Annotated in this window: 24 protein-coding genes and 2 tRNA genes; 18 read left to right on the forward strand and 8 right to left on the reverse strand. The window is 62.0% G+C overall.

The window, feature by feature from the left end; genetic code table 11:
• Positions 1 to 13 precede the first annotated feature (13 nt).
• The 5 genes from ACQ4WL_RS08205 to ACQ4WL_RS08225 all read left to right on the forward strand — a co-directional run bounded on the left by ACQ4WL_RS08205 (position 14) and on the right by ACQ4WL_RS08225 (position 6,204).
• Entirely contained in the window at positions 14 to 421 is a 408-nt protein-coding gene (locus ACQ4WL_RS08205; RefSeq protein WP_034786036.1) for a GlcG/HbpS family heme-binding protein, read from the forward strand.
• A 295-nt stretch (positions 422 to 716) separates the two neighbouring features.
• Entirely contained in the window at positions 717 to 1,895 is a 1,179-nt protein-coding gene (gene carA, locus ACQ4WL_RS08210; RefSeq protein WP_436509257.1) for a glutamine-hydrolyzing carbamoyl-phosphate synthase small subunit, read from the forward strand.
• The gene (gene carB, locus ACQ4WL_RS08215; RefSeq protein WP_436509259.1) at positions 1,888 to 5,118 is read left to right on the forward strand and encodes a carbamoyl-phosphate synthase large subunit; all 3,231 of its coding nucleotides are present in this window, start codon (positions 1,888 to 1,890) and stop codon (positions 5,116 to 5,118) included. The genes carA and carB overlap by 8 nt, the downstream gene beginning before the upstream one ends.
• A gap of 166 nt (positions 5,119 to 5,284) precedes the next feature.
• Entirely contained in the window at positions 5,285 to 5,761 is a 477-nt protein-coding gene (greA, locus tag ACQ4WL_RS08220) for a transcription elongation factor GreA (protein ID WP_426073060.1), read from the forward strand.
• A complete protein-coding gene (locus tag ACQ4WL_RS08225) occupies positions 5,761 to 6,204 on the forward strand; it encodes a DUF4149 domain-containing protein (RefSeq protein ID WP_436509260.1) in 444 nt (147 codons plus the stop codon). Before greA ends, ACQ4WL_RS08225 begins: the two co-directional genes overlap by 1 nt.
• Before the next feature lie 193 nt (positions 6,205 to 6,397).
• On the opposite strand, the gene ACQ4WL_RS08230 is transcribed toward ACQ4WL_RS08225, so the two are convergent.
• A complete protein-coding gene (locus ACQ4WL_RS08230; RefSeq protein ID WP_010397237.1) occupies positions 6,398 to 6,868 on the reverse strand; it encodes a YhbY family RNA-binding protein in 471 nt (156 codons plus the stop codon).
• A gap of 42 nt (positions 6,869 to 6,910) precedes the next feature.
• On the opposite strand from ACQ4WL_RS08230, the gene ACQ4WL_RS08235 reads away from it, so the two are divergent.
• The 6 genes from ACQ4WL_RS08235 (at position 6,911) to ACQ4WL_RS08260 (ending at position 12,325) form a co-directional block, all read left to right on the forward strand.
• Positions 6,911 to 7,594, forward strand: a complete 684-nt coding sequence (locus ACQ4WL_RS08235) for an RlmE family RNA methyltransferase (protein ID WP_096234939.1) — start codon at positions 6,911 to 6,913, stop codon at positions 7,592 to 7,594.
• Between the two features lie 202 nt (positions 7,595 to 7,796).
• Complete coding sequence (ftsH, locus tag ACQ4WL_RS08240; RefSeq protein WP_071077941.1) at positions 7,797 to 9,680, forward strand: ATP-dependent zinc metalloprotease FtsH; 1,884 nt, start codon at positions 7,797 to 7,799, stop codon at positions 9,678 to 9,680.
• Positions 9,681 to 9,787: 107 nt separating this feature from the next.
• Entirely contained in the window at positions 9,788 to 10,621 is an 834-nt protein-coding gene (gene folP, locus ACQ4WL_RS08245) for a dihydropteroate synthase (protein ID WP_436509262.1), read from the forward strand.
• A 39-nt stretch (positions 10,622 to 10,660) separates the two neighbouring features.
• Complete coding sequence (gene glmM / locus ACQ4WL_RS08250; RefSeq protein WP_436509264.1) at positions 10,661 to 11,998, forward strand: phosphoglucosamine mutase; 1,338 nt, start codon at positions 10,661 to 10,663, stop codon at positions 11,996 to 11,998.
• Between the two features lie 81 nt (positions 11,999 to 12,079).
• A tRNA-Pro gene (locus ACQ4WL_RS08255) sits at positions 12,080 to 12,156 on the forward strand.
• 94 nt (positions 12,157 to 12,250) lie between these two features.
• A tRNA-Arg gene (locus tag ACQ4WL_RS08260) sits at positions 12,251 to 12,325 on the forward strand.
• A 68-nt stretch (positions 12,326 to 12,393) separates the two neighbouring features.
• On the opposite strand, the gene ACQ4WL_RS08265 is transcribed toward ACQ4WL_RS08260, so the two are convergent.
• Together ACQ4WL_RS08265 and ACQ4WL_RS08270 are read right to left on the reverse strand one after the other, a co-directional pair.
• On the reverse strand, positions 12,394 to 12,573 hold the full coding sequence (locus tag ACQ4WL_RS08265; protein WP_426073054.1) for a hypothetical protein: 180 nt from the start codon (positions 12,571 to 12,573) through the stop codon (positions 12,394 to 12,396).
• Between the two features lie 130 nt (positions 12,574 to 12,703).
• Positions 12,704 to 13,261 (reverse strand): GbsR/MarR family transcriptional regulator, encoded by a 558-nt coding sequence (locus tag ACQ4WL_RS08270; RefSeq protein ID WP_436509266.1) that lies wholly within the window; start codon positions 13,259 to 13,261, stop codon positions 12,704 to 12,706.
• 138 nt (positions 13,262 to 13,399) lie between these two features.
• On the opposite strand from ACQ4WL_RS08270, the gene cydD reads away from it, so the two are divergent.
• The 5 genes from cydD (at position 13,400) to cydX (ending at position 19,788) form a co-directional block, all read left to right on the forward strand.
• Positions 13,400 to 15,094 carry a thiol reductant ABC exporter subunit CydD gene (gene cydD / locus ACQ4WL_RS08275; protein ID WP_436509267.1) on the forward strand — a complete coding sequence of 565 codons (1,695 nt, stop codon included), beginning with the start codon at positions 13,400 to 13,402 and terminating at the stop codon, positions 15,092 to 15,094.
• Entirely contained in the window at positions 15,091 to 16,773 is a 1,683-nt protein-coding gene (locus tag ACQ4WL_RS08280; protein ID WP_436509269.1) for an amino acid ABC transporter ATP-binding/permease protein, read from the forward strand. Before cydD ends, ACQ4WL_RS08280 begins: the two co-directional genes overlap by 4 nt.
• 121 nt (positions 16,774 to 16,894) lie before the next feature.
• A complete protein-coding gene (locus tag ACQ4WL_RS08285) occupies positions 16,895 to 18,472 on the forward strand; it encodes a cytochrome ubiquinol oxidase subunit I (RefSeq protein ID WP_436509271.1) in 1,578 nt (525 codons plus the stop codon).
• 13 nt (positions 18,473 to 18,485) lie between these two features.
• Positions 18,486 to 19,640, forward strand: coding sequence for a cytochrome d ubiquinol oxidase subunit II (gene cydB, locus ACQ4WL_RS08290; RefSeq protein WP_436509273.1), 1,155 nt, complete (start codon positions 18,486 to 18,488; stop codon positions 19,638 to 19,640).
• A 22-nt stretch (positions 19,641 to 19,662) separates the two neighbouring features.
• Positions 19,663 to 19,788, forward strand: a complete 126-nt coding sequence (gene cydX / locus ACQ4WL_RS08295; RefSeq protein ID WP_076570210.1) for a cytochrome bd-I oxidase subunit CydX — start codon at positions 19,663 to 19,665, stop codon at positions 19,786 to 19,788.
• A gap of 63 nt (positions 19,789 to 19,851) precedes the next feature.
• Here the strand turns inward: cydX and ACQ4WL_RS08300 are convergent, their stop codons facing one another.
• Positions 19,852 to 20,076 (reverse strand): hypothetical protein, encoded by a 225-nt coding sequence (locus ACQ4WL_RS08300; protein WP_436509274.1) that lies wholly within the window; start codon positions 20,074 to 20,076, stop codon positions 19,852 to 19,854.
• A gap of 110 nt (positions 20,077 to 20,186) precedes the next feature.
• Positions 20,187 to 20,366 carry a hypothetical protein gene (locus ACQ4WL_RS08305; RefSeq protein ID WP_436509275.1) on the reverse strand — a complete coding sequence of 60 codons (180 nt, stop codon included), beginning with the start codon at positions 20,364 to 20,366 and terminating at the stop codon, positions 20,187 to 20,189.
• Between the two features lie 165 nt (positions 20,367 to 20,531).
• On the opposite strand from ACQ4WL_RS08305, the gene ACQ4WL_RS08310 reads away from it, so the two are divergent.
• On the forward strand, positions 20,532 to 21,260 hold the full coding sequence (locus tag ACQ4WL_RS08310; RefSeq protein WP_436509276.1) for a hypothetical protein: 729 nt from the start codon (positions 20,532 to 20,534) through the stop codon (positions 21,258 to 21,260).
• 2 nt (positions 21,261 to 21,262) lie between these two features.
• Here ACQ4WL_RS08310 and ACQ4WL_RS08315 read toward each other — a convergent pair whose 3' ends face one another.
• Entirely contained in the window at positions 21,263 to 21,637 is a 375-nt protein-coding gene (locus tag ACQ4WL_RS08315; RefSeq protein ID WP_096234951.1) for a DUF1294 domain-containing protein, read from the reverse strand.
• A gap of 58 nt (positions 21,638 to 21,695) precedes the next feature.
• Positions 21,696 to 22,262 carry a methylated-DNA--[protein]-cysteine S-methyltransferase gene (locus tag ACQ4WL_RS08320; protein WP_436509277.1) on the reverse strand — a complete coding sequence of 189 codons (567 nt, stop codon included), beginning with the start codon at positions 22,260 to 22,262 and terminating at the stop codon, positions 21,696 to 21,698.
• A gap of 106 nt (positions 22,263 to 22,368) precedes the next feature.
• On the opposite strand from ACQ4WL_RS08320, the gene ACQ4WL_RS08325 reads away from it, so the two are divergent.
• On the forward strand, positions 22,369 to 23,118 hold the full coding sequence (locus ACQ4WL_RS08325; RefSeq protein ID WP_436509278.1) for a nucleotidyltransferase domain-containing protein: 750 nt from the start codon (positions 22,369 to 22,371) through the stop codon (positions 23,116 to 23,118).
• Here the strand turns inward: ACQ4WL_RS08325 and ACQ4WL_RS08330 are convergent.
• Positions 23,115 to 25,349, reverse strand: a complete 2,235-nt coding sequence (locus ACQ4WL_RS08330; RefSeq protein ID WP_436509279.1) for a TonB-dependent siderophore receptor — start codon at positions 25,347 to 25,349, stop codon at positions 23,115 to 23,117. The genes ACQ4WL_RS08325 and ACQ4WL_RS08330 overlap by 4 nt on opposite strands.
• Positions 25,350 to 25,440 lie beyond the last annotated feature (91 nt).

A 25,440-nucleotide genomic window follows, 5' to 3' on the forward strand; every position in this document is an offset into this window, starting at 1 on the left:
ACAAGGATGCACCATGCAATCGAAACCGATTTTGACCCTGGACGACGTAAAGAAAATCGCTGCCGCCGCCGAAGCGGAAGCGGTCAAGAATAACTGGGCGGTCACGATCGCCATCGTCGACGACGGCGGCCACCTGCTGTGGCTGCAGCGCATGGACGGCGTGGCGCCGATCTCGTCGCACATCGCCCCATCGAAAGCCAAGACGGCCGCACTGGGCCGCCGCGAATCGCGCATCTATGAAGAGATGATCAACGGTGGCCGCGTATCGTTCCTGAGCGCGCCGGAAATCGACGGCTTGCTCGAAGGCGGCGTGCCCATCGTGTTCGACGGCCACTACGTGGGTGCCGTCGGCGTCTCGGGCGTCAAATCGGCGGAAGATGCGCAAATCGCCAAAGCGGGTATCGCGGCTTTGACAGCCTAAGTAGTAACCGATATTGCCTTTCAAGCCGCTCCGCGCAAGCCGGGCGGCTTTTTTCATGGGGCGCAGGATTTATGCTGCTGCGCAAAAAAATGCCGGGCCTTCTGTATTTTCTTCCTTGTGGAAAAGCTTCCTTTTGGTTATAATTCAAAGGTTTAGCCAATCACACATATACCGTAGCGACTACCCATCCCCTCATTCAAAATGACCGTTGAAACACCCTGAGTGCATCTGGCTCGGGTATCTAGGCGGTCGGTCTGACGTGGCGCAGCTACGGTAACTTTATCAGGAGTTGCCCTTGCCGCCATTTTTTTCTGGCCCTGCCGTTCCAGCCATATTAGCGCTTGCTGATGGAACGATCTTTAAAGGTTTTTCGATCGGTGCCGCCGGTCATACCACGGGCGAGGTTGTTTTCAATACCTCGATGACCGGGTATCAGGAAATCCTTACCGACCCAAGCTATTGCCGCCAGATGGTCACCCTGACCTATCCGCATATCGGCAATACGGGCGTCAATCCGGAAGATGTCGAATCTTCCAAGGTACACGCCGCTGGCCTCATCATCCGCGATCTGCCATTGCTGGCATCCAATTTCCGTTCCACGCTCTCCCTGTCCGACTACCTGAAAGCTGAAAATATCGTCGCCATCGCCGGCATCGATACACGCAAGCTCACGCGCATCCTGCGTGAAAAAGGTGCACAGGGCGGCGCCATCCTGGTCGGCACGCAAGGCAATGAGCCATCCGCCGCGCAAGCGCTGGAACTGGCCCGTTCCTTCCCCGGCCTGGCCGGCATGGACCTGGCCAAGGTGGTATCGAGCAAGGCTGCCTACGAGTACCGCGAAACGGAATGGACGCTGGGTGTAGGCTATGGCCAACTGCTTGATGCTGACGCGAAATACCACGTGGTCGCCTTCGACTACGGCGTCAAGCGCAATATCCTGCGCATGCTGACGGCGCGCGGCTGCAAGGTCACCGTGCTGCCGGCGCAAGCCACCGCTGCCGACGCATTGGCACTCAATCCGGACGGCATCTTCCTGTCGAACGGCCCCGGCGACCCGGAACCGTGCGATTACGCCATCGCTGCTACCCGCGAACTGATCGAGAAGGGCATCCCGACCTTCGGCATCTGCCTCGGTCACCAGATCATGGCGATCGCTTCCGGTGCGAAGACCCTGAAGATGAAGTTCGGCCACCACGGTGCCAACCACCCGGTACAAGACCTGGAAACCAAGCAAGTCTTGATTACCTCGCAAAACCACGGTTTCGCCGTCGACGCGGCAACCTTGCCCGCGAATTGCCGCGTGACCCATGAATCGCTGTTCGACGGCTCCCTGCAGGGCTTTGCCCGCACGGACAAGCCGGCCTTCTGCTTCCAGGGCCACCCTGAAGCGTCGCCGGGCCCGATGGATGTTGCTTACCTGTTTGACCGCTTCATCAACTTGATGGCTGCGGAGGAGAAAAAGAAAAATGCCTAAACGTTTAGATATTAAAAGTATTCTGATTATTGGCGCTGGCCCGATCGTGATCGGCCAGGCCTGCGAATTCGATTATTCCGGCGCGCAAGCGTGCAAGGCCCTGCGCGAAGAGGGCTACAAAGTCATCCTGGTCAACAGCAATCCTGCGACCATCATGACGGACCCGGAAATGGCCGACGTGACGTATATCGAGCCGATCACCTGGTCGGTTGTTGAACGCATCATCGCCAAGGAGCGTCCTGACGCCATCCTGCCGACGATGGGTGGCCAGACGGCGCTGAACTGCGCGCTGGACCTGTTCAACAATGGCGTGCTGGCGAAATACAACGTCGAGCTGATCGGCGCTTCGCCGGAAGCCATCGACAAGGCGGAAGACCGATCCAAGTTCAAGGACGCGATGACCAAGATCGGCCTCGGTTCGGCCCGTTCCGGCGTGGCGCACTCGATGGAAGAGTCGTGGGCCGTGCAGCGCACCTTGGGTTTCCCGACCATCATCCGTCCATCGTTCACCATGGGCGGCTCCGGCGGCGGCATCGCCTACAACGAAGAAGAATTCGAAACCATCTGCAAGCGCGGCCTGGAAGCCTCGCCGACGAAAGAGTTGCTGATCGAAGAATCGTTGCTGGGCTGGAAAGAGTACGAGATGGAAGTGGTGCGCGACAAAGCGGACAACTGCATCATCATTTGCTCGATCGAAAACCTCGACCCGATGGGCGTGCACACGGGCGACTCCATCACGGTAGCGCCAGCGCAAACGCTGACGGACAAGGAATACCAGATCATGCGCAATGCCTCCCTGGCAGTGCTGCGCGAGATCGGTGTCGACACCGGTGGCTCGAACGTGCAATTTTCGATCAACCCCGTCGATGGCCGCATGATTGTCATCGAGATGAATCCGCGCGTATCGCGTTCGTCGGCCCTGGCGTCGAAAGCGACGGGTTTCCCGATTGCAAAAATCGCCGCCAAGCTGGCCGTCGGTTACACCCTGGACGAGCTGCGCAATGAAATCACGGGCGGCGCCACGCCGGCCTCGTTCGAGCCGTCGATCGATTACGTCGTCACGAAGATCCCCCGCTTCACGTTCGAAAAGTTCCCGACCGCCGACCACCACTTGACGACGCAGATGAAATCCGTCGGCGAAGTGATGGCGATTGGCCGTACCTTCCAGGAATCGTTCCAGAAAGCCTTGCGCGGCCTGGAAGTGGGCGTGGACGGCATGAACGAAAAAACCAAGGACCGCGAAAAGATCGAAGAAGAACTGGGCGAGCCTGGTCCTGAGCGCATCTGGTACGTGGGCGACGCGTTTGCCCAGGGCTTTACTTTGGAAGAAGTGCACAACCTGACCAAGATCGACCCATGGTTCCTGATCCAGATCAAGGAAATCGTCGACCTGGAACTGTGGCTGGACACGCAGAAGCTGGAAAACCTGGACAAGAACACCCTGTACAAGTTGAAACAGAAAGGCTTCTCGGACCGCCGCCTGGGCTTCCTGTTGCAGACGACCGACACGGCCGTGCGCCAGCAGCGCCATGCGCTGAACATCCGTCCCGTCTACAAGCGCGTCGATACTTGCGCGGCGGAATTTTCGACCGACACGGCGTACATGTATTCCACGTACGACGAAGAGTGCGAATCGAATCCGACCGACAAGAAAAAGATCATGGTCTTGGGCGGTGGCCCGAACCGTATCGGCCAGGGTATCGAATTTGACTATTGCTGCGTCCACGCGGCCCTCGCCATGCGCGAAGACGGCTACGAAACCATCATGGTCAATTGCAATCCTGAAACCGTGTCGACCGACTACGATACCTCGGACCGCCTGTACTTTGAGTCCTTGACGCTGGAAGACGTGCTGGAAATCGTCGCCATCGAAAAACCGGTCGGTGTGATCGTGCAGTACGGCGGCCAGACGCCATTAAAACTGGCGCTGGACCTGGAAGCGAATGGCGTGCCGATCATCGGCACTTCGCCCGACATGATCGATGCGGCCGAAGACCGCGAGCGTTTCCAGCAAATGCTGCACAAGCTGGAACTGCGCCAGCCGCCTAACCGCACCGCGCGCACGGAAGCGGACGCCCTGGCGCTGGCGCAGGAAATCGGTTACCCGCTGGTCGTGCGTCCATCGTACGTGCTGGGTGGCCGCGCCATGGAAATCGTCCACGAGCAACGCGACCTCGAGCGCTACATGCGTGAAGCCGTCAAGGTGTCGCACGATTCCCCAGTGCTGCTGGACCGCTTCCTGAACGACGCCATCGAGTGCGACGTCGATTGCATCTCCGACGGCGAAACGACGTTTATCGGCGGCGTGATGGAACACATCGAACAGGCAGGCGTGCACTCGGGCGACTCGGCTTGCTCCTTGCCACCGTACTCGCTGTCGCAAGAAACCATTGATGAACTGAAACGCCAGACGGCGCTGATGGCCAAGGGTTTGAATGTGGTCGGCCTGATGAATGTGCAGTTCGCCATCCAGAAGCAGGAAATCGACGGCGAAATGAAAGATGTCGTCTTCGTGCTGGAAGTCAATCCGCGCGCTTCGCGTACCGTGCCTTTCGTTTCGAAAGCCACGGGCTTGCAACTGGCGAAGATCGCTGCCCGCTGCATGGTCGGCCAATCGCTGGCCTCGCAAGGCATCACGCAGGAAGTCGTGCCGCCTTACTTCAGCGTCAAGGAAGCCGTGTTCCCGTTCGTCAAGTTCCCTGGCGTGGACACCATCCTGGGCCCTGAAATGAAATCGACGGGCGAAGTCATGGGCGTTGGCCTGACCTTCGGCGAAGCGTTTGTGAAGTCGCAACTGGGCGCCGGCGTGAACCTGCCAAAATCGGGCAAGGTCTTCATCAGCGTGAAAGCGTCGGACAAGCCGCGCGCCGTGCAAGTGGCGCGCGACCTGGTCGAGTCCGGTTTCACTGTGGTCGCCACCAAGGGCACCGCCGCCGTGATCGCTGCTGCCGGCATCGCCGTCACGCCAGTGAACAAGGTGATCGAAGGCCGTCCGCACATCGTCGACATGATCAAGAACCATGAAATCGTGCTGGTGATTAACACCGTGGAAGAAAAACGCAGCGCCATCGTCGATTCGCGGGCCATCCGCACCTCGGCCCTGGCGTCGCGCGTGACGACCTACACCACCATCGCGGGCGCGGAAGCGGCCGTCGAAGGCATCCGTCATCTGGATGAATTGCGCGTGTACGATCTGCAAGGCCTGCACAAGACCTTGAACTAAGCGTGTTATTTGCAGTGGCCGCCGTTAGGCGGTACACTGCATGCTTATCAACCACAGAGTTCCGTGCAGAGCAGCGCGCGGCCTCTGTGGTTTTCACTTGGTGCACCCGTTAACCGTGACAAAACACGGACAACGGCGCCGATAACTAGCAGATAGTAGAGATAACATGACCTCAGTCCCATTGACCACATACGGTGCAGAACTTCTGAAAGAAGAGCTGCATCATTTGAAGACCAAGGAACGCCGCATCGTCATCGATGCGATCGCCGAAGCGCGTTCGCACGGCGACCTGTCGGAAAACGCCGAGTACGACGCCGCCAAGGAGCGCCAGGCGTTCGTGGAAGGCCGCATCGCCGAACTCGAAGGCAAACTGGGCGCAGCGCAAATCATCGACCCGACCGCGCTCGACGCGGAAGGCCGCGTGGTCTTTGCCTCGACCGTGAACCTGGAAGACCTGGAATCGGGCCAGAAAGTCACGTACCAGATCGTGGGCCTCGATGAAGCCGACCTGAAAAAGAACAAAGTATCCGTGACGTCCCCGATCGCCCGCGCGCTGATCGGCAAGTATGCCGGCGACGTGGTGGAAGTGCAGGCGCCGTCCGGCCCGCGCGAGTACGAAATCCTGGAAGTACTGTACATCTGATGCTCGCCCGCGTGCGCCTCCTCGTTGCCACCCTGTGGGCGGGCAGCCTGTGGACCATCGGTTTCATCGTGGCGCCCACCTTGTTCGGGACATTGAGTGACCGCGTGCTGGCAGGCAATATCGCCGGCAGCATGTTCCGTGCCGAGGCCTGGTTGTCCATCGCCTGTGCTTTGATACTGCTGGCCTTGCTGCAATGGAGCCCCGGCGCGCTGGAACTGAAACGCCGGCGCCTCTTGGGGGCACTGGTGCTGGCTATGCTGGTGTGCGCGCTGGTCAGCCATTTCGGCATTTCGCCCCTGATGGCCGAACTCAAGGCGCAGGCGCCGTCGGGCATCATGGACGAGGCCATGCGCAGCCGCTTCGGCATGCTGCATGGCGTGTCGACCCTGATCTTTGCCGTGCAGAGCTTGCTGGCGGGCGTATTGATCTGGAAACAGCAATAATTGCTGCTGTTTGTCGGATTACGCGCTGCGCGCTAATCCGACCTACATGACAACACGTAGGTCGGATTAGCGAGGCCGTAGGCCACGCGTAATCCGACGCCGCAGCGGCAATAAAAAAAGCGGAGCAGGGGATATCCCGTGCTCCGCTTCTTGTTTCAAGCCCGGCAGCCTTGCGGTTGCCGGGTGAACAGGCTTACTTGCTGCCCAGTGCGCTTTTCTTGGCGCTTTTCTGACGTGGCTTGGCACGCTTGATGGAACCGCCTTCGGTAACGCGCTCATTGCCCTTGATCATGACTTTCGTCACGCTCGGGCGCTTGGTGCCGCTGGCGCTGGCCTTGACGATGGTCACTTCGCGCATGCCTTTGCCGGCGCTGACCTTCTCCTTAACCACTTCTTTTTTCGGACGGTAGATTACCAGCAGTTTGCCAATATGTTGTACCGGGGCGGCGCCGAGATTGCCGCAAATCGTATCGTACATTCCGACGCGGGCTTCGCGGTCGTCGCCGAACACGCGGACTTTAATCAGACCGTGCGAATCCAGGCCAAGGTCGATCTCTTTGAGGACAGCAGGTGTCAAGCCCGCTTCGCCAATGATGACGATAGGCTTCAGCGCGTGTGCTTCGGCGCGCAGTGCGCTGCGCTCTACGGGTGTAAGTTTTAGCATAATAATATTTAGTAATTCCCTTAAAAGCAGTATTCTACGCGAATGGCAAAGAAGAAATTAAACAAAAACTGGTTGCACGACCACATAAATGATCCTTATGTGAAGTTGGCGCAAAAAGAGGGCTACCGCGCCCGGGCAGCATACAAGCTCAAAGAAATAGATGAAGACGAAAAACTGATCAAGCATGGACAGGTAATTGTCGACCTTGGGTGCACTCCTGGCAGCTGGGCCCAGTATCTGCGGCGCAAGCTGGCCGGCAAGGACGGCGGCGGGGTCAATGGTACCCTGATTGGCCTGGACATGCTGGAAATGGAGCCGATCGCCGATTTCCACTTCATCCAGGGTGACTTCCGCGAAGCGCGCGTGCTGCGCCAGCTGGAAGTGGTGTTGCAAGGACGCAAGGTCGATGTGGTTCTGTCGGATATGGCACCGAATCTGTCGGGCATCGCCACGGCGGACGCCGCGCGCATGGAGCATCTGATCGACCTGGCCATCGAATTTTCGCAATTGCATTTGAAACCATCGGGCGTGCTGCTGGTGAAATGTTTCAAGGACATGGGTTTCAGCCAGATCGTGGAGAAATTCCGCGCCGAGTTCAAGGTCGTGGTGCAGAAAAAACCCAAGGCCAGCCGCGATAAATCGTCAGAAATCTTCCTGATGGGGCGTGGTCTCAAGAATCCGCTGAAAAATGCCGTGCAAGAAGATGATTCCGCCCTTGATATTTAAGCGGGAATCCGCACATGGGAACGAGAAGTGCAGTAGCGTCTGATGGTATAAAAGCCTAAATTGTTTATACTGCATTTTTTTGCGTGAACGCGGTTTTTTCGCGCGCACGGATCGGCGGGCTTTGGCACGGCCCGCTTATTGCGAGTAAAATCGTGTTTCTAGCTATTGGTAAAGAGATGCGCACTGCATCCAAGGAGTCTTCGTGAATAACATGTTTTCCAAATCTGCCATCTGGGTAGTCGTATTGCTGCTGTTGTTCATGCTGTTCAAGCAATTCGACAGTCATGGCGCCACAGGCGGCAGCAAGGCCATCGCTTATTCCGATTTGCTGGATGAAGTCAAAGCCAAGCGCGTCAAGGATGTCGTGATCGAAGGTTCGTCGATCACCGCCAAGCTGATGGACGATACCAAGGTGCGTACCACCGCCACCAGCCTCGACAAGGGTCTCATCGGCGACCTGCGCGACAATGGCGTGCATTTCGATGTGCGCCCGCCTGAGGAAGCGTCGTTCCTGCAAACTATTTTTGTATCCTGGTTCCCCATGCTGCTGTTGATCGGCGTCTGGGTCTTCTTCATGCGTCAGATGCAAGGCGGCGGCAAGGGCGGGGCATTCTCGTTCGGCAAGTCGAAGGCGCGCATGATGGATGAAGCCAGCAACACCGTCACCTTCGCCGATGTCGCCGGTTGCGACGAAGCGAAAGAAGAAGTCAACGAAGTGGTCGACTTCCTCAAGGACCCGAGCAAATTCCAGAAACTGGGCGGCCGCATTCCCCGCGGCGTGCTGATGGTCGGTCCTCCAGGCACGGGTAAAACCCTGCTGGCACGCGCCATCGCCGGCGAAGCCAAGGTACCGTTCTTCTCGATTTCCGGTTCCGACTTCGTGGAAATGTTCGTCGGCGTCGGTGCTTCCCGCGTGCGCGACATGTTTGAAAACGCGAAAAAGCATTCGCCATGCATCATCTTCATCGATGAGATCGACGCTGTCGGTCGTCACCGCGGTGCCGGCATGGGCGGCGGCAATGACGAGCGCGAACAGACCCTGAACCAGTTGCTGGTCGAGATGGACGGTTTTGAAGCGAACTCCGGCGTGATCGTCGTGGCCGCCACCAACCGCGCCGACGTGCTCGATAAAGCGCTGTTGCGTCCGGGCCGTTTCGACCGCCAGGTCTCCGTCGGCTTGCCCGATATCCGTGGCCGCGAGCAGATCTTGAACGTGCACATGCGTAAAGTACCTATCAGTACTGACGTGAAAGCCGATATCCTGGCCCGCGGCACCCCTGGTTTCTCGGGCGCGGACCTGGCCAACCTGGTCAATGAGGCAGCCCTGTTTGCCGCCCGCCGCAGCAAGCGTCTGGTGGAAATGGCTGACTTCGAAGATGCGAAAGACAAGATCTACATGGGTCCAGAGCGTAAATCGATGATCATCCGCGAGGAAGAGCGTCGCAATACGGCTTACCATGAGTCTGGTCATGCGGTGGTGGCCAAGTTGCTGCCGAAGGCTGATCCCGTGCATAAAGTGACGATCATGCCGCGGGGCTGGGCCCTGGGCCTGACCTGGCAGTTGCCGGAACACGACAACTTGTCCGCCTACAAGGACAAGATGCTGGAAGAAATTTCCATCCTGTTCGGTGGCCGTATCGCCGAAGAGATTTTCGTGGGGCAAATGTCCACGGGCGCGTCGAATGACTTCTCGCGTGCTACCAAGCTGGCCCGTTCCATGGTGACCCGTTTCGGCATGTCCGACAGCATGGGCGTGATGGTCTACGAAGATAGCGAAAACGAAGGTTTCTTCGGTGGTGCCACCAAAACGATCTCGGAAGCGACCCAGCAAAAGGTCGATGCTGAAATTCGCAACATTCTCGACAAGCAATATGCTTTGGCGCGTACCTTGCTGGAAAGCAATCGCGACAAGGTCGAAATGATGACCAAAGCCTTGCTGGAATGGGAAACCATTGATGCAGAGCAAATCAATGACATCATGGCAGGCCTGGAGCCGCGTCCGCCGAAAGTCATCCCGCCACGCCGCAATGCGGGCGGTGATAGCGGCACAGGCGGCATCTCGCCAAACGTGACGGCGCCAGCCTGATAGCGGCAGCCCCTTGATCGGTGGCGTGCTGTATGAAAGGGTAAGGAGCAATCCTTGCCCTTTTTCGTTGCCGCGGCAGTTTTTTCCTGACGACTACAAAGATTCACATGCGACACTATTTGCAATTCGGCCGCTTCGGCTTCAACCTGCAGGGCACGCAGGCGCTGGTGATGGGCATCCTGAACATCACGCCCGACTCGTTTTCCGATGCGGGCCAGTATCAACACCTGGAATTTGCCATTTCGCGCGCCGAGCAGATGATAGTCGGCGGTGTCGACATCATCGATATCGGCGGCGAATCAAGCCGTCCCGGCGCGCCGCCACTGCCGCTACAGGACGAGTTGCAGCGCGTCATGCCTGTGCTGTACGCCTTGCGCGACTGCGGCAAGCCCCTGTCCGTCGACACGTACAAACCCGAAGTGATGCGCGAAGCCATCCTGGCGGGTGCCGACATGATCAACGACATCAACGGTTTCTGCGCGCCAGGCGCCATCGAGGCCGTGCAGGACAGCGATTGCGCGCTGTGCATCATGCACATGCAAAGCGTGCCGCAAACCATGCAGTATCAACCCCAGTACGAGGATGTGGTGCGCGAAGTCATCGACTTCCTGCGCCAGCGTATCGACACCCTGACGGCGGCCGGCATCGCCCGCGAGCGCCTGTGCGTCGATCCCGGCTTTGGCTTTGGCAAGACGGTGGAACATAACTATGCCTTGCTGCGCGCCACGCGCCAGTTGCGCAGCGAACTGGACCTGCCCGTGCTGGCCGGCCTGTCGCGCAAGTCGATGATAGGCGCCGTGACGGGACGTCCCGTCGAACAGCGCCTGGCCGGCAGTGTTGCCGGTGCGCTTGCTGCGGTAGCGCAAGGTGCAGAAATTATCCGTGTGCATGATGTGGCGGAGACGGTCGATGCGCTGAAGGTCTGGCGCATGGCGCACTGAGCCTGTAAGATTCATTATAAACAACAAAAAGAGAAATATATGACGCGTAAATATTTTGGCACCGATGGCATCCGCGGCCTGGTGGGCACGGCTCCGATCACCCCCGATTTCGTCATGCGCCTCGGCTATGCGGCCGGCAAGGTGCTGGCCAAGTCGCAAGGCGGCAAGGCACGCCCGACGGTGCTGATCGGCAAGGACACGCGCATTTCCGGCTACATGCTGGAAGCGGCGCTGGAAGCGGGCCTGTCGGCGGCCGGTGTGGATGTGATGCTGGCCGGGCCCATGCCGACGCCGGCGATTGCCTACCTGACGCGGGCGCTGCGCCTGTCGGCCGGGGTGGTCATTTCCGCCTCACACAATCCCTACCATGACAATGGCATCAAGTTCTTTTCCGGCCAGGGCACCAAGCTGCCCGACAGCGTGGAACTGGAAATCGAAGCGGCGCTCGACGAGCCCATGGCTTGCGTGCCGTCGGACAAGCTGGGGCGCGCCAAGCGCCTGGACGATGCCCAGGGCCGTTACATCGAATTTTGCAAGAGCACCTTCCCGAACGAGCTGGACTTGCGCGGCCTGAAGATCGTCGTCGACTGCGCGCATGGCGCCGCCTACCATATCGCCCCGCACGTGTTCCATGAGCTGGGCGCGGAAGTCATCGCCATCGGCAACAAGCCCGATGGCTTCAACATCAATGCGGGCTTTGGCGCCACGGCAACAAAGGCCATGGCTGCCGCCGTCATCGAGCACGGCGCGGATCTGGGCATCGCTCTCGACGGCGATGCCGACCGCCTGATCATGTGCGATGCCACGGGGCGGCTGTATAACGGTGACGAGTTGTTGTATGTCATGGTGAAGGATCGCCTGGCGACGGGCCCCGTGGCTGGCGCCGTAGGAACGTTGATGACCAACATGGCGCTGGAAGTGCTGTTCAAGCAGCAGGGCATCGGTTTTGCCCGCGCCAAGGTGGGCGACCGTTATGTGCTGGAAGTCATGAAGGAAAAGGGCTGGATACTGGGCGGCGAGGGTTCCGGCCATTTGCTGTGCCTGGACCGCCATACGACGGGCGACGGCATCGTTTCCGCGTTACAAGTATTGTCCGCGCTCAAGCGCAGCGGCCAGAGTCTGCAGCAATGCCTGGCCGAACTGGTGCTGTTCCCGCAAACCCTGATCAACCTGCGCGTGGCGCCCGGTTTCGACTGGCAAAAAAATGCCGCCATGGTGGCCGAGAAAGAACTGGTCGAGGCTGAACTGGGCGACACGGGCCGCGTGCTGATCCGTGCTTCGGGCACGGAACCGCTGATCCGCGTGATGGTCGAGGCGAAAGATAAAGAGCAGGCCGAATCGATGGCGCGCCGCATCGCCGACAAGGTCGGCGTTTAAAGGTAGGCGCCGATAGTTATTTCCATCTAATTCGCCTAGGGCAATTGACGAAATTGGATGGGGGCGTTATTATCTTGTCTTCGGAGTGTGGCGCAGCCCGGTAGCGCACCTGGTTTGGGACCAGGGGGTCCAAGGTTCGAATCCTTGTACTCCGACCAAAGTCATAAGCGGGCTGTCAGAAATGACAGCCCGTTTTCTATTCCGCGCAGGCATTTCATTGCTGGCGCGCATGGACTAAAATACTGCACCTTTCCGCCCATCGTTCAACGGATAGGACAACGGTCTTCTAAACCGTGAATGGGGGTTCGATTCCCTCTGGGCGGACCAGCTCATGCTGGCCACGGCTTGCGCCATGCAGCCGCATTCTTCTCTTTCCTGTCTCTCCGCACGCGGCCCTAAGGCTGCGCAAACAGCACCACGCTCAGTAAATACAGCAGCGGCACCGCGCACAGCAGCGCAGACAATACCGACAGCATTTTCTTGCTCGCCAGACGTGCCAGCCGCAGCCGTTCGCGTACAGGCAAATGCTGGCGCAGCACGCTACGCGTGCGCGACTGGAATGGGGATTCATGCATGGAGGCTCCTTCGCAAGGGTGGCGGTGGTGCCAACCAGCATAGCGAGAGCGGCATAAAGACGGCGTAAATAGTCAGGTGCGGCGCGTATGTACAGTGTAAACGCGGCGCCGCAGCCGGCGCAGGTGGGGCTTATCTCTCGCTGTCGTCGGGACTCTTGCCAAACAGGCGATCCTTGGCGTTGAGCAATTTTTGCACCTTGGCGCCCATTTTCATCAGTTGCGCCATCGATTCGGGCGACAGGCGCTGCAAGTCGTCGAACCAGGTGTTGGCCAGGTCGACCAGTTCATACATTTCGCGCATGCGCTCCTGCGCATATTGGTCCACGGGTTCCGTGGCCGGCGCCAGCAGCGATTCGCGCAGCACTGTCAGGGTAGGCGCCACTTCACGGCGGCGGCGCTCGGCGGCCACCACGCGGAAGATTTGCCACACATCGCCCAGCGAGGAAAAATACTCGCGCCGGTCGCCGGGGATGCGCGACTGGCGGATCAAGCCCCAGCCCTGCAATTCTTTCAAGCCGATGCTCACGTTCGAGCGTGAAAAACTCAGGTGTTCCGCGATTTCATCCGCGTGCAATGGGTGCTCCGCGACAAACAACAAGGCGTACACTTGTCCCACCGTACGATTAAAGCCCCAGCGGCTGCCCATCTCGCCGAAATGGCTGACGAAGGTCAGGATCAGCGGCGTCATTTGGATATGTTGAGTTTTCATAATTGTCTGAATTTTTTCACGCCACACCCTCAGGGTCAATTGATATATGTCAGTTTTCGCAGTATTATACAAAAAATCGAATTTACAGAAAATTCTGGAAACTCAAAAAGTATAGAGATGCCGACCACGCCACTGTCCTTGCCCCGCTTTATTCTTCCCCGTGCCGCCAGCCTGGCACAGGGTGGTGCCGCCTTGCTGTGGCTGCCGCAAGCGGCCTTGCTGGCCTGGGCCGTGCAAGCCATGCTGGGCGGTGCGCCATGGCGCGCGGCCCTGCTGCCGGCCGCTGGCGTGCTGCTGCTGGGGGTGCTGCGCGCCGGCTGCGAAGCGTGGGGCGCGCGGCGCATGTATGCGGCCGCGCGCGAGCACCTTTCCACCTTGCGCGCCCAAGTGGCACAAGCGCTGGCGCGCCGTTCGCCGCTGGACCGCCAGCGCGCGCAGTCGGGCCAGGCGGCCAGCGTCATCGCCGAGCAGGCCGAAGCCATCGTGCCGTATCTGGTGCGCTACAAACCCGCGCGCTGGAAGGTGCTCACCGTGCCGCTGGTGATCCTCGCCGTGGTGACGCCGCTGTCGTGGATCGCCGCACTGATCCTGCTCATCGCCGCCCCTTTGATTCCCGTCTTCATGGCCCTGGTGGGCATGGGCGCGCAGGCGGCCAGCCGCGCGCAGATGGTGGAAATGGGCAGCATGAATGCTTTTCTATTGGACCGCCTGCGCGGCCTGGCCACCTTGCGCGCGCTCGACGCCGTCGACGCCACGGCCGAACGGCTGGATGCATCGTCGCAATCCGTGCGCCGGCGCACGATGGTGGTGCTGCGCATCGCCTTTTTGTCGTCCGCCGTGCTGGAACTGTTTTCTGCGCTGGGCGTGGCCATGGTGGCGGCGTTTATTGGTTTCTCCTTGTTGGGCAGCATCAATTTCGGCACCTGGGGCCGCGAACTGAGCCTGGGGCAGGGTTTGTTCATCCTGCTGCTGGCGCCCGCCTTCTTCGAGCCTCTGCGCGAACTGGCCGCCGTCTGGCACGACAAGGCGGCCGGCGAAGCGGGCCTGGCCGGCCTGCACGACCTGGCGGCCGATGGCGTGCCCCTGCCTGGCTTCGGTGTGGCAGTGGCTGCTGTTTCCGCCGCCGCCATGGCGGTGGCACCACCACCAGCCGTCGACATCCGTGGACTGCGCTTTGCCCATCCCGGCGAAGCGCCCGTATTCGAGCGCTTCGACCTGACCGTGCGCGCCGGCGAGCACGTAGCCCTGCTGGGCGCCAGCGGCGCCGGCAAGACCACCTTGCTGTCCCTGCTGGCCGGCCTGCTGCCCGCCAGCGGCGGTGAGATCCGCATCGGCGGCGTGCGCCTGACCGACAGTACCGTCAATACCTTGCGCCAGCGCATGGCCTGGATGGGCCAGCGTCCCCACGTGTTTGCCGCGTCCGTCAGCCAGAATGTGACTTTGGGCCGCCTCGGTGCGAACGCCGCGCAGGTGACACAGGCGTTGCACCTGGCCGACCTGGCTAGCGTGGCGCAGGCGCAGCCGGCCGTCATGCTCAGCGATGGCGGCCAGGGCTTGTCCGGCGGCGAAGCCGTGCGCCTGGCCCTGGCCCGCGTAGCCCTGCATCCGCATGCCGACCTGCTGCTGGTCGATGAACCGACGGCCCACCTTGACAGCGAAACGGCTGCGCGCGTGACGGACGCCTTGCTGGCATTGGCCAAGGGTAAGACGATGATCGTCGCCACGCACGACCCCGTGCTGGCAGGCAGGCTGCAGCGCACGATACTGGTCGATGCGCAGGCGCAGGCGCAGAAGGAAGAGGCGCGGGCATGAAAACTTCTCTCATATCGAATCCCGTCCTGCGGCAATTGCTGCTGGCCCAGCCCGGCAAGCTGATCGGGGGGGCCTTGCTGGCGGCCCTGACGGCGGTGTCCGGCATGGCCTTGTTGGGCTTGTCCGGCTGGTTTATTACCGCCACCTCGATTGCCGGCCTGCATGCCTCGACGGCCATCCTGTTCGACGTGTTCGGCCCGTCGGCCGGCATCCGTTTGCTGGCCATCGGCCGTACGGGTTCGCGCTATGCGGAACGCCTCGTCACGCACGACGCCACATTCGCCGCGCTGGCCAGCATCCGCGTGCAACTGTTTCGCGGCTGGACGCGCCCGGAAGCGGCCAGCCGCTTGCTGCGCCAGCCAGCCAAACTGCTGTTCCGCCTGACTGCCGATATCGATGCGCTCGAAGCGCTGTACTTGCGCCTGCTGGTGCCAGCCTTCACGGCACTGTGCGTCGCCTTGCTGGCCGGCGTGGCGCTGGGCGTGATGCAGTGGCAGCTGGGCCTGGGCCTGGCCGCATGGCTGCTGGCCGCTGGCGGCGGCATCAGCTGGGTCGTGGCGCAGCGTGCCCGCCGTCCCGCCATCGTGCGCTCGCGCGCCATCGAGAAACTGCGTTCCGGCACCATCGACCTGGTGGCGGGCCAGACGGACCTGGTGATGGCGGGCCGCATCGACGCGCAATGCGCCGCGCTGGGCCAGATCGACCGCTCGCTGGCGCAAGCCGACTTCGCCCTGCAGCGCCTGGACACGGCTGCCGGCGCCGCGTATGGCGTGGCCGGCAGCGCGACCCTGGCTGGCGTGCTGCTGGCCGTGGCCGCGCTGGTGCAGCAGCAGGCGCTGAATGTGCCGCTGGCGGCGCTGGCCCTGCTGATTGCCTTGACGGCCGTGGAGCCATTTGCGGGCGTGCGCCGCGGCGCGCTGGAAGCGGGGCGCATGCTGCTGGCCATGCGCCGCCTGGCGCCGCGCCTCGATGGACCAGATGTGGCGCTGCCGCGTGCCGACTCTGCACCGGGCTTGCGCCTGGAACACGTCAGCGGCGCGCATGCGGGCAGCCATGTTGCAATTTTGCATGATATTTCCCTGTACATCGCCGCGGGTGAGCGCGTGGCCTTGATCGGCCCCAGCGGCGCGGGCAAGTCGACCTTGCTGGCCATCGCCGCGCGCGAGCTGGCGCCGCTGTCGGGCAAGGTGGCCGCGCCGCGTGCCTGTTTGTTCACTCAGAAGACGGAACTGTTCCAGGACAGCTTGCGCGACAACCTGCGCCTGGCGGATCCGTCCGCCAGCGATGCGCAGCTGTGGGCGGCGCTGCAATCGGCCGGCCTGGATGACGAGGTGCGGGCCTTCGCGGGCGGCTTGGACACCATGCTGGGCGAGGGCGGCCTGGGCTTGTCGGGCGGTCAGGCGCGGCGCTTGGCGCTGGCGCGGTTGTTCCTGCACGAATCGACCTTGTGGCTGCTGGACGAAGCCACCGAGGCGCTCAATGCGCAGGCGGCAATCGATGTCCTGCAGCGCCTGCGCGCGCGCAGCGAAGGACGTACCTTGCTGATCGCCACCCACTTGCGGCGCGAAGCGGCGCTGGCAGACCGGCTGGTCAGCCTGCGCGATGGCCGCATCGTGGGCGACGCGCGCCGGGGCACACCCGCCTTCGAGACGGCGCTGGCCCGCTTGCGCGGCGATTGACGAAGAATAGGGGAGATACAGGCGGCGCTGCCTGACAGCTTTGCAACAACGGCGCCAAGCGAAGCAGCATCAGATAGATACCAAGTTTACAATTACGCTAGGGAACCACCAAGGAAATCATATGGACTTCGATATTGTCGCTTTATCCAGACTGCAGTTCGCGCTGACAGCTCTGTATCATTTTATATTCGTTCCGCTGACGCTCGGCCTGTCAGTGATCCTCGCCATCATGGAGACGGTCTACGTGATGACGGGCCGCACCATCTGGCGCGACATGACCAAGTTCTGGGGTGTCTTGTTCGGCATCAACTTCGCCATGGGCGTGGCGACGGGTATCGTCATGGAATTCCAGTTCGGCATGAACTGGAGCTACTACAGCCATTATGTGGGCGACATTTTCGGCGCGCCGCTGGCCATCGAGGGGCTGATGGCTTTCTTCCTGGAAGCGACCTTCGTCGGCCTGTTCTTCTTCGGCTGGGACAAGCTGTCGAAGCGGGGCCACCTGGTCACGACCTGGCTGGTGGCCATCGGTTCGAACTTTTCGGCCCTGTGGATTCTGATCGCCAACGGCTGGATGCAAAATCCCGTCGGCGCGGCCTTCAATCCGCAGACCATGCGCATGGAAGTGACGGATTTCGGCGCCGTGCTGACGAATCCTGTGGCACAGGCGAAATTCGTGCATACGGTGTCGGCCGGCTATACGGCCGCTGCCATCTTCGTGCTGGGTATTTCCGCCTGGTATCTGCTGAAAGGCCGCCACGTGCAGCTGGCCAAGCGCTCGATGACGGTGGCCGCCTCGTTTGGCCTGGCCGCCACCTTGTCGGTGGTGGTACTCGGTGATGAAAGCGGCTACCTGTCGTCCGAACATCAAAAGATGAAGCTGGCCGCCATCGAAGCCATGTGGACCACGGAGCCGGCGCCCGCCGCCTTCACGGCCTTCGGCTTCCCCGACGAGAAAGCGCGCGAGACGCATTACGCCGTGCATATCCCGATGGTGATGGGCCTGATCGGCACGCGTTCGCTGACGACGGAAATCCCCGGCATCGAGCAATTGGTCGACCGGGGCGAGCTGCTGATCAAGGATGGCATCAAGGCGTATGACGCGCTACAAACCATCCGCAGCGTGGCGCCGGGCGCGCCCGTGCCGCAAGAGGCGAAGGACATGTTCGAGTCGAAAGGCCAGTCCCTGGGCTATGCCTTGCTGCTGAAACGCTACGTCGACGACCCGCGCCAGGCGACGCCCGAGCAGATCCGCAAGGCCGCGCTCGACACCGTGCCGCCCGTGGCGCCCTTGTTCTGGTCCTTCCGCGTGATGGTGGGCCTGGGCATGTTCTTTATCTTGCTCACCGGTACTTTCTTCATCCTGTCGACGCGCCGTACGCTGGATAAGCACCGCTGGCTGCTGAAGCTGGCCGTGTTCGCCATCCCGCTGCCGTGGGTGGCGATTGAGGCGGGCTGGATCGTGGCCGAAGTGGGCCGGCAGCCGTGGGTCATCGAAGGCGTGCTGCCGACGGCCGTGGCCGTCTCCAACCTGGGCGCGACCACCTTGCTCATCACCATTGCCGGCTTTGCCGCCATATACACCGTGCTGTTGATTATCGAAATGAAGCTCATGCTCAAGGCCATCCGCAAGGGGCCGGAAGAGACGGCGCCGGCCCCCGTGCCAGCGGCCGCAGCCATTCATACTCAACGCGCCTAAGGAGGGCCAGACCATGATTTTGCATGAAATGATTTCTTACGAAACACTGCGCCTGATCTGGTGGCTGCTGATCGGCATCTTGCTGGTGGGCTTTGCCATCACCGACGGTTTCGACCTGGGCACGGGTATTTTGCTGCCCTTCGTTGGCAAGACGGACCTGGAACGCCGCGTCGTCATCAACAGTATCGGTCCCGTGTGGGAAGGCAACCAGGTGTGGCTGATCCTCGGCGGCGGCGCCATCTTTGCCGCCTGGCCGCAACTGTATGCCGTCTCGTTCTCGGGCTTTTACCTGGCCATGTTCGTCATCCTGGTGGCGCTGATCGTGCGTCCCGTGGCCTTCAAGTTCCGCAGCAAGCGCGAAGACCCCCGCTGGCGCGCGCGCTGGGACGCGGCCCTGTTCGTGGGCGGCTTCGTGCCGGCCCTGATCTGCGGCGTGGCCATCGGCAATGTGCTGCAGGGCGTGCCGTTCCGTTTCTCGCCGGACATGCATATCTTCTACGACGGCACGTTCTTTGCGCTGCTCAACCCGTTTGCCTTGCTGTGCGGCCTCGTTTCGGTGTCCATGCTGGTGATGCACGGCGCCACCTGGCTGCAAGTGAAAACGGACGGCGCGGTGGCTGACCGTTCGCGCCGCTACGGCAGCGTGGCGGCGATTGCCACCGTCGTGCTGTATGCACTGGCCGGCGTGGCCCTGTGGCTGTGGGTCGATGGCTATCGCGTCACCAGCGCCGTCGTCGTCGATGGCCCGTCGAACCCCATGCTGAAAACGGCGGAGGTGCACGTGGGCGCCTGGTTCCTCAATTTTGCCGCCCATCCCTGGACCTGGATCGCCCCGGCCTTCGGCTTGCTTGGCCCCCTGCTGGCGTTCGCCTTCCTGCGCGCGCGCCGCGAAGTGCCTGCCTTGCTGGCCAGCGCGGCCAGCATCGCCGGCATCATCCTCAGCGTGGGAGCGGCCATGTTCCCGTTCATCCTGCCATCGTCGATCGATCCGCGCGCCAGCCTGACGGTGTGGGATTCCTCGTCCAGCCACATGACCCTGTTCATCATGCTGGTCGTCACGGCTGTCTTCATCCCCCTCATCGTGGCGTACACGACCTGGGTATATAAAGTACTGTGGGGTAAGGTTGACGGCAAAGCCATCGAAGACGAAACCGGTCACGCTTACTAAGAATTAAGGAAAGGAAATAATTATGTGGTATTTCGCCTGGATACTGGGTCTTCCGCTGGCGGCGACGTTCGCCGTGCTCAATGCGATGTGGTATGAAGTCGCCGATGGCGACACGACGCCCGAGCAATACCGTGACACGCCGAAGTAGGCGCATGTCGGCTTGACTGGCCCCGCCCCGTGCGCATGCATCGGGCGGGGCTTTTACTTTGGATCAAAGCAAAATGAACTCGCCGCGGATGCGCAGCTTCATGCCGCGCGGGGCGTCGGCGCCCGCCGCCACGGCCCAGGCCGTGATCCAGCGCGCACAGAGTTCGCGCGCCGCCGCATCGGCCAGCGCCTCGTTCAGCCGTCGCAAGCGCGCATCGGCCCGGTCGATGCGCTGGGCCAGGTACAGGCGCTGATCCATGGGATCCGTCTTTTTGCTGTAATGCTGCATGGCGATTCCTCTCCGCTTCGGTCATGGCATAGCCATGTACGCGGGGATGGAGCGCCTGGATTCAGTTCAGGAAAAAAAAGCCACCGCAAGGGTGGCTGCTGGGGCTTGCGTCAGGATGCTCTCTTGCCGGCTGGTTTTGGGGTGGCAATGGCGATCGGGTCGCTGGCGGGAAAGCTTTCCTTGAGCGCCTCATCAAGCGCCTCTTCGGCATGGCTTTCGCTGGCCGGCGTGGGCGAATCGCGTTCCGGTGGCGGGGCGGGCGTGGTGGCGGCGTTGGTGCTCGAATGCATGGTCATCCCCTTGCGGTGGTGTGCCACGCGGCCGGAATGGCCGTGGCGCGTGCTGATGTTTCCAGCCTAGCACATCGCGTAAAAAAAGCGCGCCCGCTGCGCCTGCCCAAGGGACGGAGGGCGGCGTCTGCTACACTGCGCTCCACTTTCATCGACGGAACTGCCATGACTTCCAACTCCCTGCCGTACCGCGCCACCGCCACCCAAGCCTGCGCCTGGCTGGCGCAACAGACGGGCACGCCGTGGACCCTGGCGCGCCTGCTGGAGCAGGGCGGCTTGCCGTATGTCTGGCTCGATTACAGCGACGCCTGGGCCGAGCTGTTCCATGATGGCGTGACGCGCTATGCGGCGCCCGTCGTGTTCATCGGCGACAAGCAGTATCTGGCTACCGGCTCCGAGGATGTCTGGCTGCGTTTTACGCGCGACTCCAGTAATATTTCTATCGAACTCAAGGCGCCGGGCTTGCGCGTGCCGGTGGACGGCTTGCACTTCCAGGAGCGCGATCTGTTGCGTTTGCTCAAGGAGTTGCAGCATCCGCAGCCGGCCGAGCCGGAAGCCGGAGCTGACAACGCAGCGCCGTTTGTCTTGCCCAGTGCCTTGAAGGGCCTGGGGCGCGAGCAAATTCTGATCGCCTTTGCCGGCGTGGGCAAGATCGACCTGGACAAAGGCATGGCCAGCGGCGTGGGCATCTTTGGCGACGATGGTGCGCGCGTGCGCAAGAATTCGCGCGGCGGCAAGAACAGCCACCTGTGGCATCCGGTGACGTTGGCATTCGGCTTGCACGATGTGCACCGCGTGCCGATGGCGCACCTGAAGAAGGCGTTCGCCACGCAGCCCTTGCTGCGCGAATGGAAGGCGGACTGGCTGGAATCGCTGCGCTTGCTGGGCGAGTGAGCTTACAACTCGATGGGCGCGACCTCGGTGCCGATATCGGGCGCCGCGTAATGCATGCTGAAATACACGAAAGCGCCGATATTGAGGGCGACCGTGATCCAGAACAGCACGCGGAACGAACGCTTGCTGGACTTGTGGCGCAGCCATTGCTGGGCCAGCACGGCGCCCGGCCAGCCGCACAGCAGTCCCAATAGCAGCAAGGTGCGCTCCGAGGTGCGCCAGCGCCCCTGTTTGGCGGCCGATTTGTCGATCGCATAGGCGACGAAACAGCTCAGGCTCAGCACGCCATACACGAGGGCGACCAGGGCGGGGATGTGGAAAAAGAACGTGGCCAGTAAATACAGAACGACAAAGAACAGGATGACAAGGTAGGGCATAGGATGTGGTGGCTTGAGCGGGGGCATGAGTATCCCACACGGGGAGCGATGCAGCAGCCTAAAACAAACAGCCTTGCGCCGTATCGATGTGCACGGCGCGGCGGCGGGCGTGGCCTGTCTTGAGTGCTTCGCGGTCGCTGGACAGGGCGATGCCTTCCAGCGCCAGCAAGGTTTCCTTGGCATGCAGGCCGCCCGCAAAGCCCGTCAATTCGCCCGTGGCACCGATCACCCGGTGGCAGGGGGCGATGATGGAAATGGGATTCTTGCCGTTGGCGGCGCCCACCGCCCGCACGGCGGCGGGACGGCCGATCTGGCGCGCGATCTCGCCATAGCTGCGCGTCTGCCCGTACGGTATCGTCAGCAGCGCGCGCCAGACTTCCTGCTGGAATGGCGTGCCGGCAAAATCGAGCGGCACGTCAAAACGCTGGCGCGTGCCGGCGAAATATTCCCCTAGCTGGCGCGCCGTTTCCTGCAGCACGGCGCAACTGTCATCGACGCGCATCGCGCCCAGACGCACGCGGTTCGGCTTGTCGTTTTCCCACAGGATGGCGGCCAGCGCCGCGCCGCGCGCCACCAGGGTCAGCTCGCCCACGGGCGAGGGCAGCACGATGCAGTCGTATTCCATGTTGTTTCCTTGATCAGATAGCGCCAGTGTAGCAGGATGGCGGCAGCGTGCATGTCGTGTGCAGGATCCCGTGTAGGATAGTGCTTTTCCGCACGGAGCACTGGCTGTGACAAACCTTTCCACCTATGACGCCATCCGCGCGATTGCCGCGCGGCTGGTGCGTGAACGCTATCCCACGGCCGTGGCGGCCATCATCGGCGGCTCGTTTGCCACGGGCCGGCAGACGCCCAGTTCCGATATCGATTTGCTGCTGCTGTTCGAGCACGTCGACTGCGCTTGGCGCTCGACCATCGTGGCCGAAGGGCGCACAGTGGAACTGTTCGCGCACGACGTGGCCACGTTCACGTATTTTTGCAAGGAAATCGATGCACCGGGCGGCACGGTGCCGCTGGCGATGATGGTGGTCGAAGGCGAGAACATCGCCGCGCCAGGACCGCAGCACGCGCAACTGCTGGCGCTGGCGCAAGCATTCGCCGCCGCCGGGCCGCCCGTGCTCGACGTGGACAATCTGCAGCGGCGCCGCTACGCCATCACCACCGCGCTGGAAGACCTGGTCGACAGCCGGCACCCGGGCGAGGCGCTGGCCGTTGCCTGTCAGCTGTATGAAGCGCTGGCCGACCTGCGCTTGCGCGCGGCGGGCCAGTGGAGCGGCGGGGGCAAGCATCTGTTCCGCCGCCTGCAGGCGTTCGACGCCGATATTGCCGGGCAGCTCGACGGCGCGCTGCGCCTGGTCGCGGCCGACTTGCCGGCCGGTCAGCGCGCCTTCGAGCAGGTCGCCGCCGCCGTGCTGGCGCCCGTGGGCGGCCCCTTGCTCGATGGCTTTGCCCTGCCGGCGCCGGCGCACTGGCGCGCTTAAAACGCCGTGCGCACGGCCAGGCTGATGTTGCGCGGTTCGCCCCAGAACACGCCATCGTAGAAGCCCACGTTGCGGTAGTACTTTTTATCGAGCAAGTTATTCACGTTCAGCTGCACGCTGGCGTGGCGGTTGATGGCATAGCTGGCCATGGCGTTGACCAGTGCATAGCCCGCTTGCGGGATATTCGTCATCTCGTTCGACGGCGGGCGGCCATACCACGATTCGCTGTAGATGGCGCTTTGCGCCGTCATGCTGGCGCCCGCTTTCAGGCCTGCCAGGCGGCCGTCGAAGCGGTAGCTGGTGGCCAGGCGCAGCAAATGGCGCGGCTGCGTGGTGGAGGCGCGGCGGCCATCGGCCTCGGCTGCGTGCAGATAGGTATAGCCGCCGCTCGCTTCCCAGCCGGAAGTCAACTGGCCGGAAATGTCGAACTCGACGCCCTTGGCCGTCACGCCGGCGCCATTGGCCATCATGGCCTGGCTGCCGTCGGGCAGCAAAAAGCCGGGCGGTACCGTGCGGTCGAGTTCCGCCAGATTCTTTTTCTTCGTGTGGAACAGGGCGGCCGACGCGTTCAGCTTGCCTTCATAAAACTCGCCCTTGATGCCCAACTCGGCATTGTCGCCCGTTTCCGGCGCCAGGAACTTGTCGTTGCGGTCCTTGCTCGATTGCGGGTTGAACAGCTGCGTGAAGCTGGCGTAGGCCGAATATTGCTTGTTGATGTCGAACACGGCGCCGACATAGGGCGTGACTTCATTGCGCGTTTCCACGAAGTCGCCGCTGCCCGTGTACACGCCTTGCGTGTTGTAGTTGCGCGTATCCGTGCGGTAAGTGCTGCTGCGCGCGCCGATGATCAGGTGCAGCGGGTCGGCCAGGCTCAAACGCGTGGCCACATAGCCACCTGCCAGGCGCGTGACGGTTTCCGTGTGCGAGCCGTCCGGGTGGAACACGGGGCGGGGGATATTGCCTGTCCAGCTGCGGTAATCGGGGAGGATTTTCGAGTAATTGATTTCCGCTTTGCCGCCCAGTGAGCGCGAGCGCTGGTTGCCGCCGTTCCAGCCGACGATGGCCGTATGCTTGCGCCCCAGCAAGGTGAAGGGACCGCTGGCATACGCGTCGAAATTGTCGCCCGTCTTCTTGCCTGCGCCCCAGGCGCCCGTCCACAGTTCCATGCCTTTGCCCGTGGCGGGATCGGGATAACCCTTGCCCGCATAGAGAACGGTGGTGCGGTTCGTGCTTTCCGTGCGCGCATAGCCCAGGTGCAGATTCCAGTTGCCGGGCAGGTGCTGGTCCAGCGACGTGAATACCGTGTGCTGCTTGTTGGCCCAGGTGCTCCATGGCGCCGTCCAGCTGGTGTTGCGCGGCAAGTTGGCTAGGCTGCCGTCCGCGTTCCAGTAGGGCACGGCGCCCCAGGTGGCGCCTGTGGGCTTGTTGTCCTGGAAGTCGACACCGGCCGTCAGCAGGGTGCCGGGACGCACGTCCGCCTCGACGATGAGCATGCCGACCGTCTTGCGCTCGTGATACATGTCCAGGTAGGAATCGCGTTTCTGCCACGCCAGTGCCGTGCGTGCGCGCACGCTGCCCTCCGCGTTCAGCGGCGTGGAGAGGTCGGCTTCGACGCGCTGGTCATCCCAGCGGCCCATGATCAGGCCGGCGCTGGCCTGGAAGGTTTTCGTGGGACGCTTGCGTATCATGTTGATGGTGGCCGACGGGTCGCCCGTGCCGCCCATCAAGCCAGTGGCGCCGCGCACCACCTCGATGCGGTCGTACAGAATCGTGTCTTGCAGCGGCGCATTGCCGCCGCGCGCCATGCCGTCGATCTGAATATTGTTGATGCCGAAGCCGCGCGCATAAAAGGTCGTGCGCTCCGTATCGTTCTGGCCCACCTGGATGCCCGTCGTCTGCGCCAGCGCCTGGTCCAGGCGCACGGCGCCCAGGTCGTCGAGCAACTGGCGCGTGATGACGCTGACCGATTGCGGCGTCTCGCGCAAGGACAGGTCCATGCGCGTGGCACTGCGCGTTTCGCTTGCCGTGTACGATTGCGTGCCTTCCGTGGTGGCCATCGACTGGCCTAGCACGGTGACGGCCGGCATGGTGACGTCGGCCGCGGCGGCATCGGCCGCCTGGGCAGGCAAGACCACGCCGGCGGCAAGGCTGAGCAGGGCGATGTGTAACAGGCGGGGGAGGGGGCGCAAGGCGGGCTGGCGCGAAGAAGAGAGTACGGTAGTCGATTGCATCATTTTCCCGGAATATTTTTAGTCGTGAGTGTTCCTATCTCGTCTGGCGAGTTGCACAGTAGCTGGGGGATGGCGTGACGCTGGCCCGTGG

This window comes from Janthinobacterium kochi (genome assembly GCF_051380715.1).
GTDB lineage: Bacteria > Pseudomonadota > Gammaproteobacteria > Burkholderiales > Burkholderiaceae_D > Janthinobacterium.

Bases quoted from the DNA above. Each gene is read 5' to 3' on its own strand.
- ACQ4WL_RS08205 (WP_034786036.1), top strand. From the start codon at position 14: ATGCAATCGAAACCGATTTTGACCCTGGACGACGTAAAGAAAATCGCT.
- carB (WP_436509259.1), top strand. From the start codon at position 1,888: ATGCCTAAACGTTTAGATATTAAAAGTATTCTGATTATTGGCGCTGGC.
- greA (WP_426073060.1), top strand. From the start codon at position 5,285: ATGACCTCAGTCCCATTGACCACATACGGTGCAGAACTTCTGAAAGAA.
- ACQ4WL_RS08225 (WP_436509260.1), top strand. From the start codon at position 5,761: ATGCTCGCCCGCGTGCGCCTCCTCGTTGCCACCCTGTGGGCGGGCAGC.
- ACQ4WL_RS08230 (WP_010397237.1), bottom strand. From the start codon at position 6,868: ATGCTAAAACTTACACCCGTAGAGCGCAGCGCACTGCGCGCCGAAGCA.
- ACQ4WL_RS08235 (WP_096234939.1), top strand. From the start codon at position 6,911: ATGGCAAAGAAGAAATTAAACAAAAACTGGTTGCACGACCACATAAAT.
- folP (WP_436509262.1), top strand. From the start codon at position 9,788: ATGCGACACTATTTGCAATTCGGCCGCTTCGGCTTCAACCTGCAGGGC.
- glmM (WP_436509264.1), top strand. From the start codon at position 10,661: ATGACGCGTAAATATTTTGGCACCGATGGCATCCGCGGCCTGGTGGGC.
- ACQ4WL_RS08265 (WP_426073054.1), bottom strand. From the start codon at position 12,573: ATGCATGAATCCCCATTCCAGTCGCGCACGCGTAGCGTGCTGCGCCAG.
- ACQ4WL_RS08270 (WP_436509266.1), bottom strand. From the start codon at position 13,261: ATGACGCCGCTGATCCTGACCTTCGTCAGCCATTTCGGCGAGATGGGC.
- cydD (WP_436509267.1), top strand. From the start codon at position 13,400: ATGCCGACCACGCCACTGTCCTTGCCCCGCTTTATTCTTCCCCGTGCC.
- ACQ4WL_RS08280 (WP_436509269.1), top strand. From the start codon at position 15,091: ATGAAAACTTCTCTCATATCGAATCCCGTCCTGCGGCAATTGCTGCTG.
- ACQ4WL_RS08285 (WP_436509271.1), top strand. From the start codon at position 16,895: ATGGACTTCGATATTGTCGCTTTATCCAGACTGCAGTTCGCGCTGACA.
- cydB (WP_436509273.1), top strand. From the start codon at position 18,486: ATGATTTTGCATGAAATGATTTCTTACGAAACACTGCGCCTGATCTGG.
- cydX (WP_076570210.1), top strand. From the start codon at position 19,663: ATGTGGTATTTCGCCTGGATACTGGGTCTTCCGCTGGCGGCGACGTTC.
- ACQ4WL_RS08300 (WP_436509274.1), bottom strand. From the start codon at position 20,076: ATGCAGCATTACAGCAAAAAGACGGATCCCATGGATCAGCGCCTGTAC.
- ACQ4WL_RS08305 (WP_436509275.1), bottom strand. From the start codon at position 20,366: ATGCATTCGAGCACCAACGCCGCCACCACGCCCGCCCCGCCACCGGAA.
- ACQ4WL_RS08310 (WP_436509276.1), top strand. From the start codon at position 20,532: ATGACTTCCAACTCCCTGCCGTACCGCGCCACCGCCACCCAAGCCTGC.
- ACQ4WL_RS08315 (WP_096234951.1), bottom strand. From the start codon at position 21,637: ATGCCCTACCTTGTCATCCTGTTCTTTGTCGTTCTGTATTTACTGGCC.
- ACQ4WL_RS08320 (WP_436509277.1), bottom strand. From the start codon at position 22,262: ATGGAATACGACTGCATCGTGCTGCCCTCGCCCGTGGGCGAGCTGACC.
- ACQ4WL_RS08330 (WP_436509279.1), bottom strand. From the start codon at position 25,349: ATGCAATCGACTACCGTACTCTCTTCTTCGCGCCAGCCCGCCTTGCGC.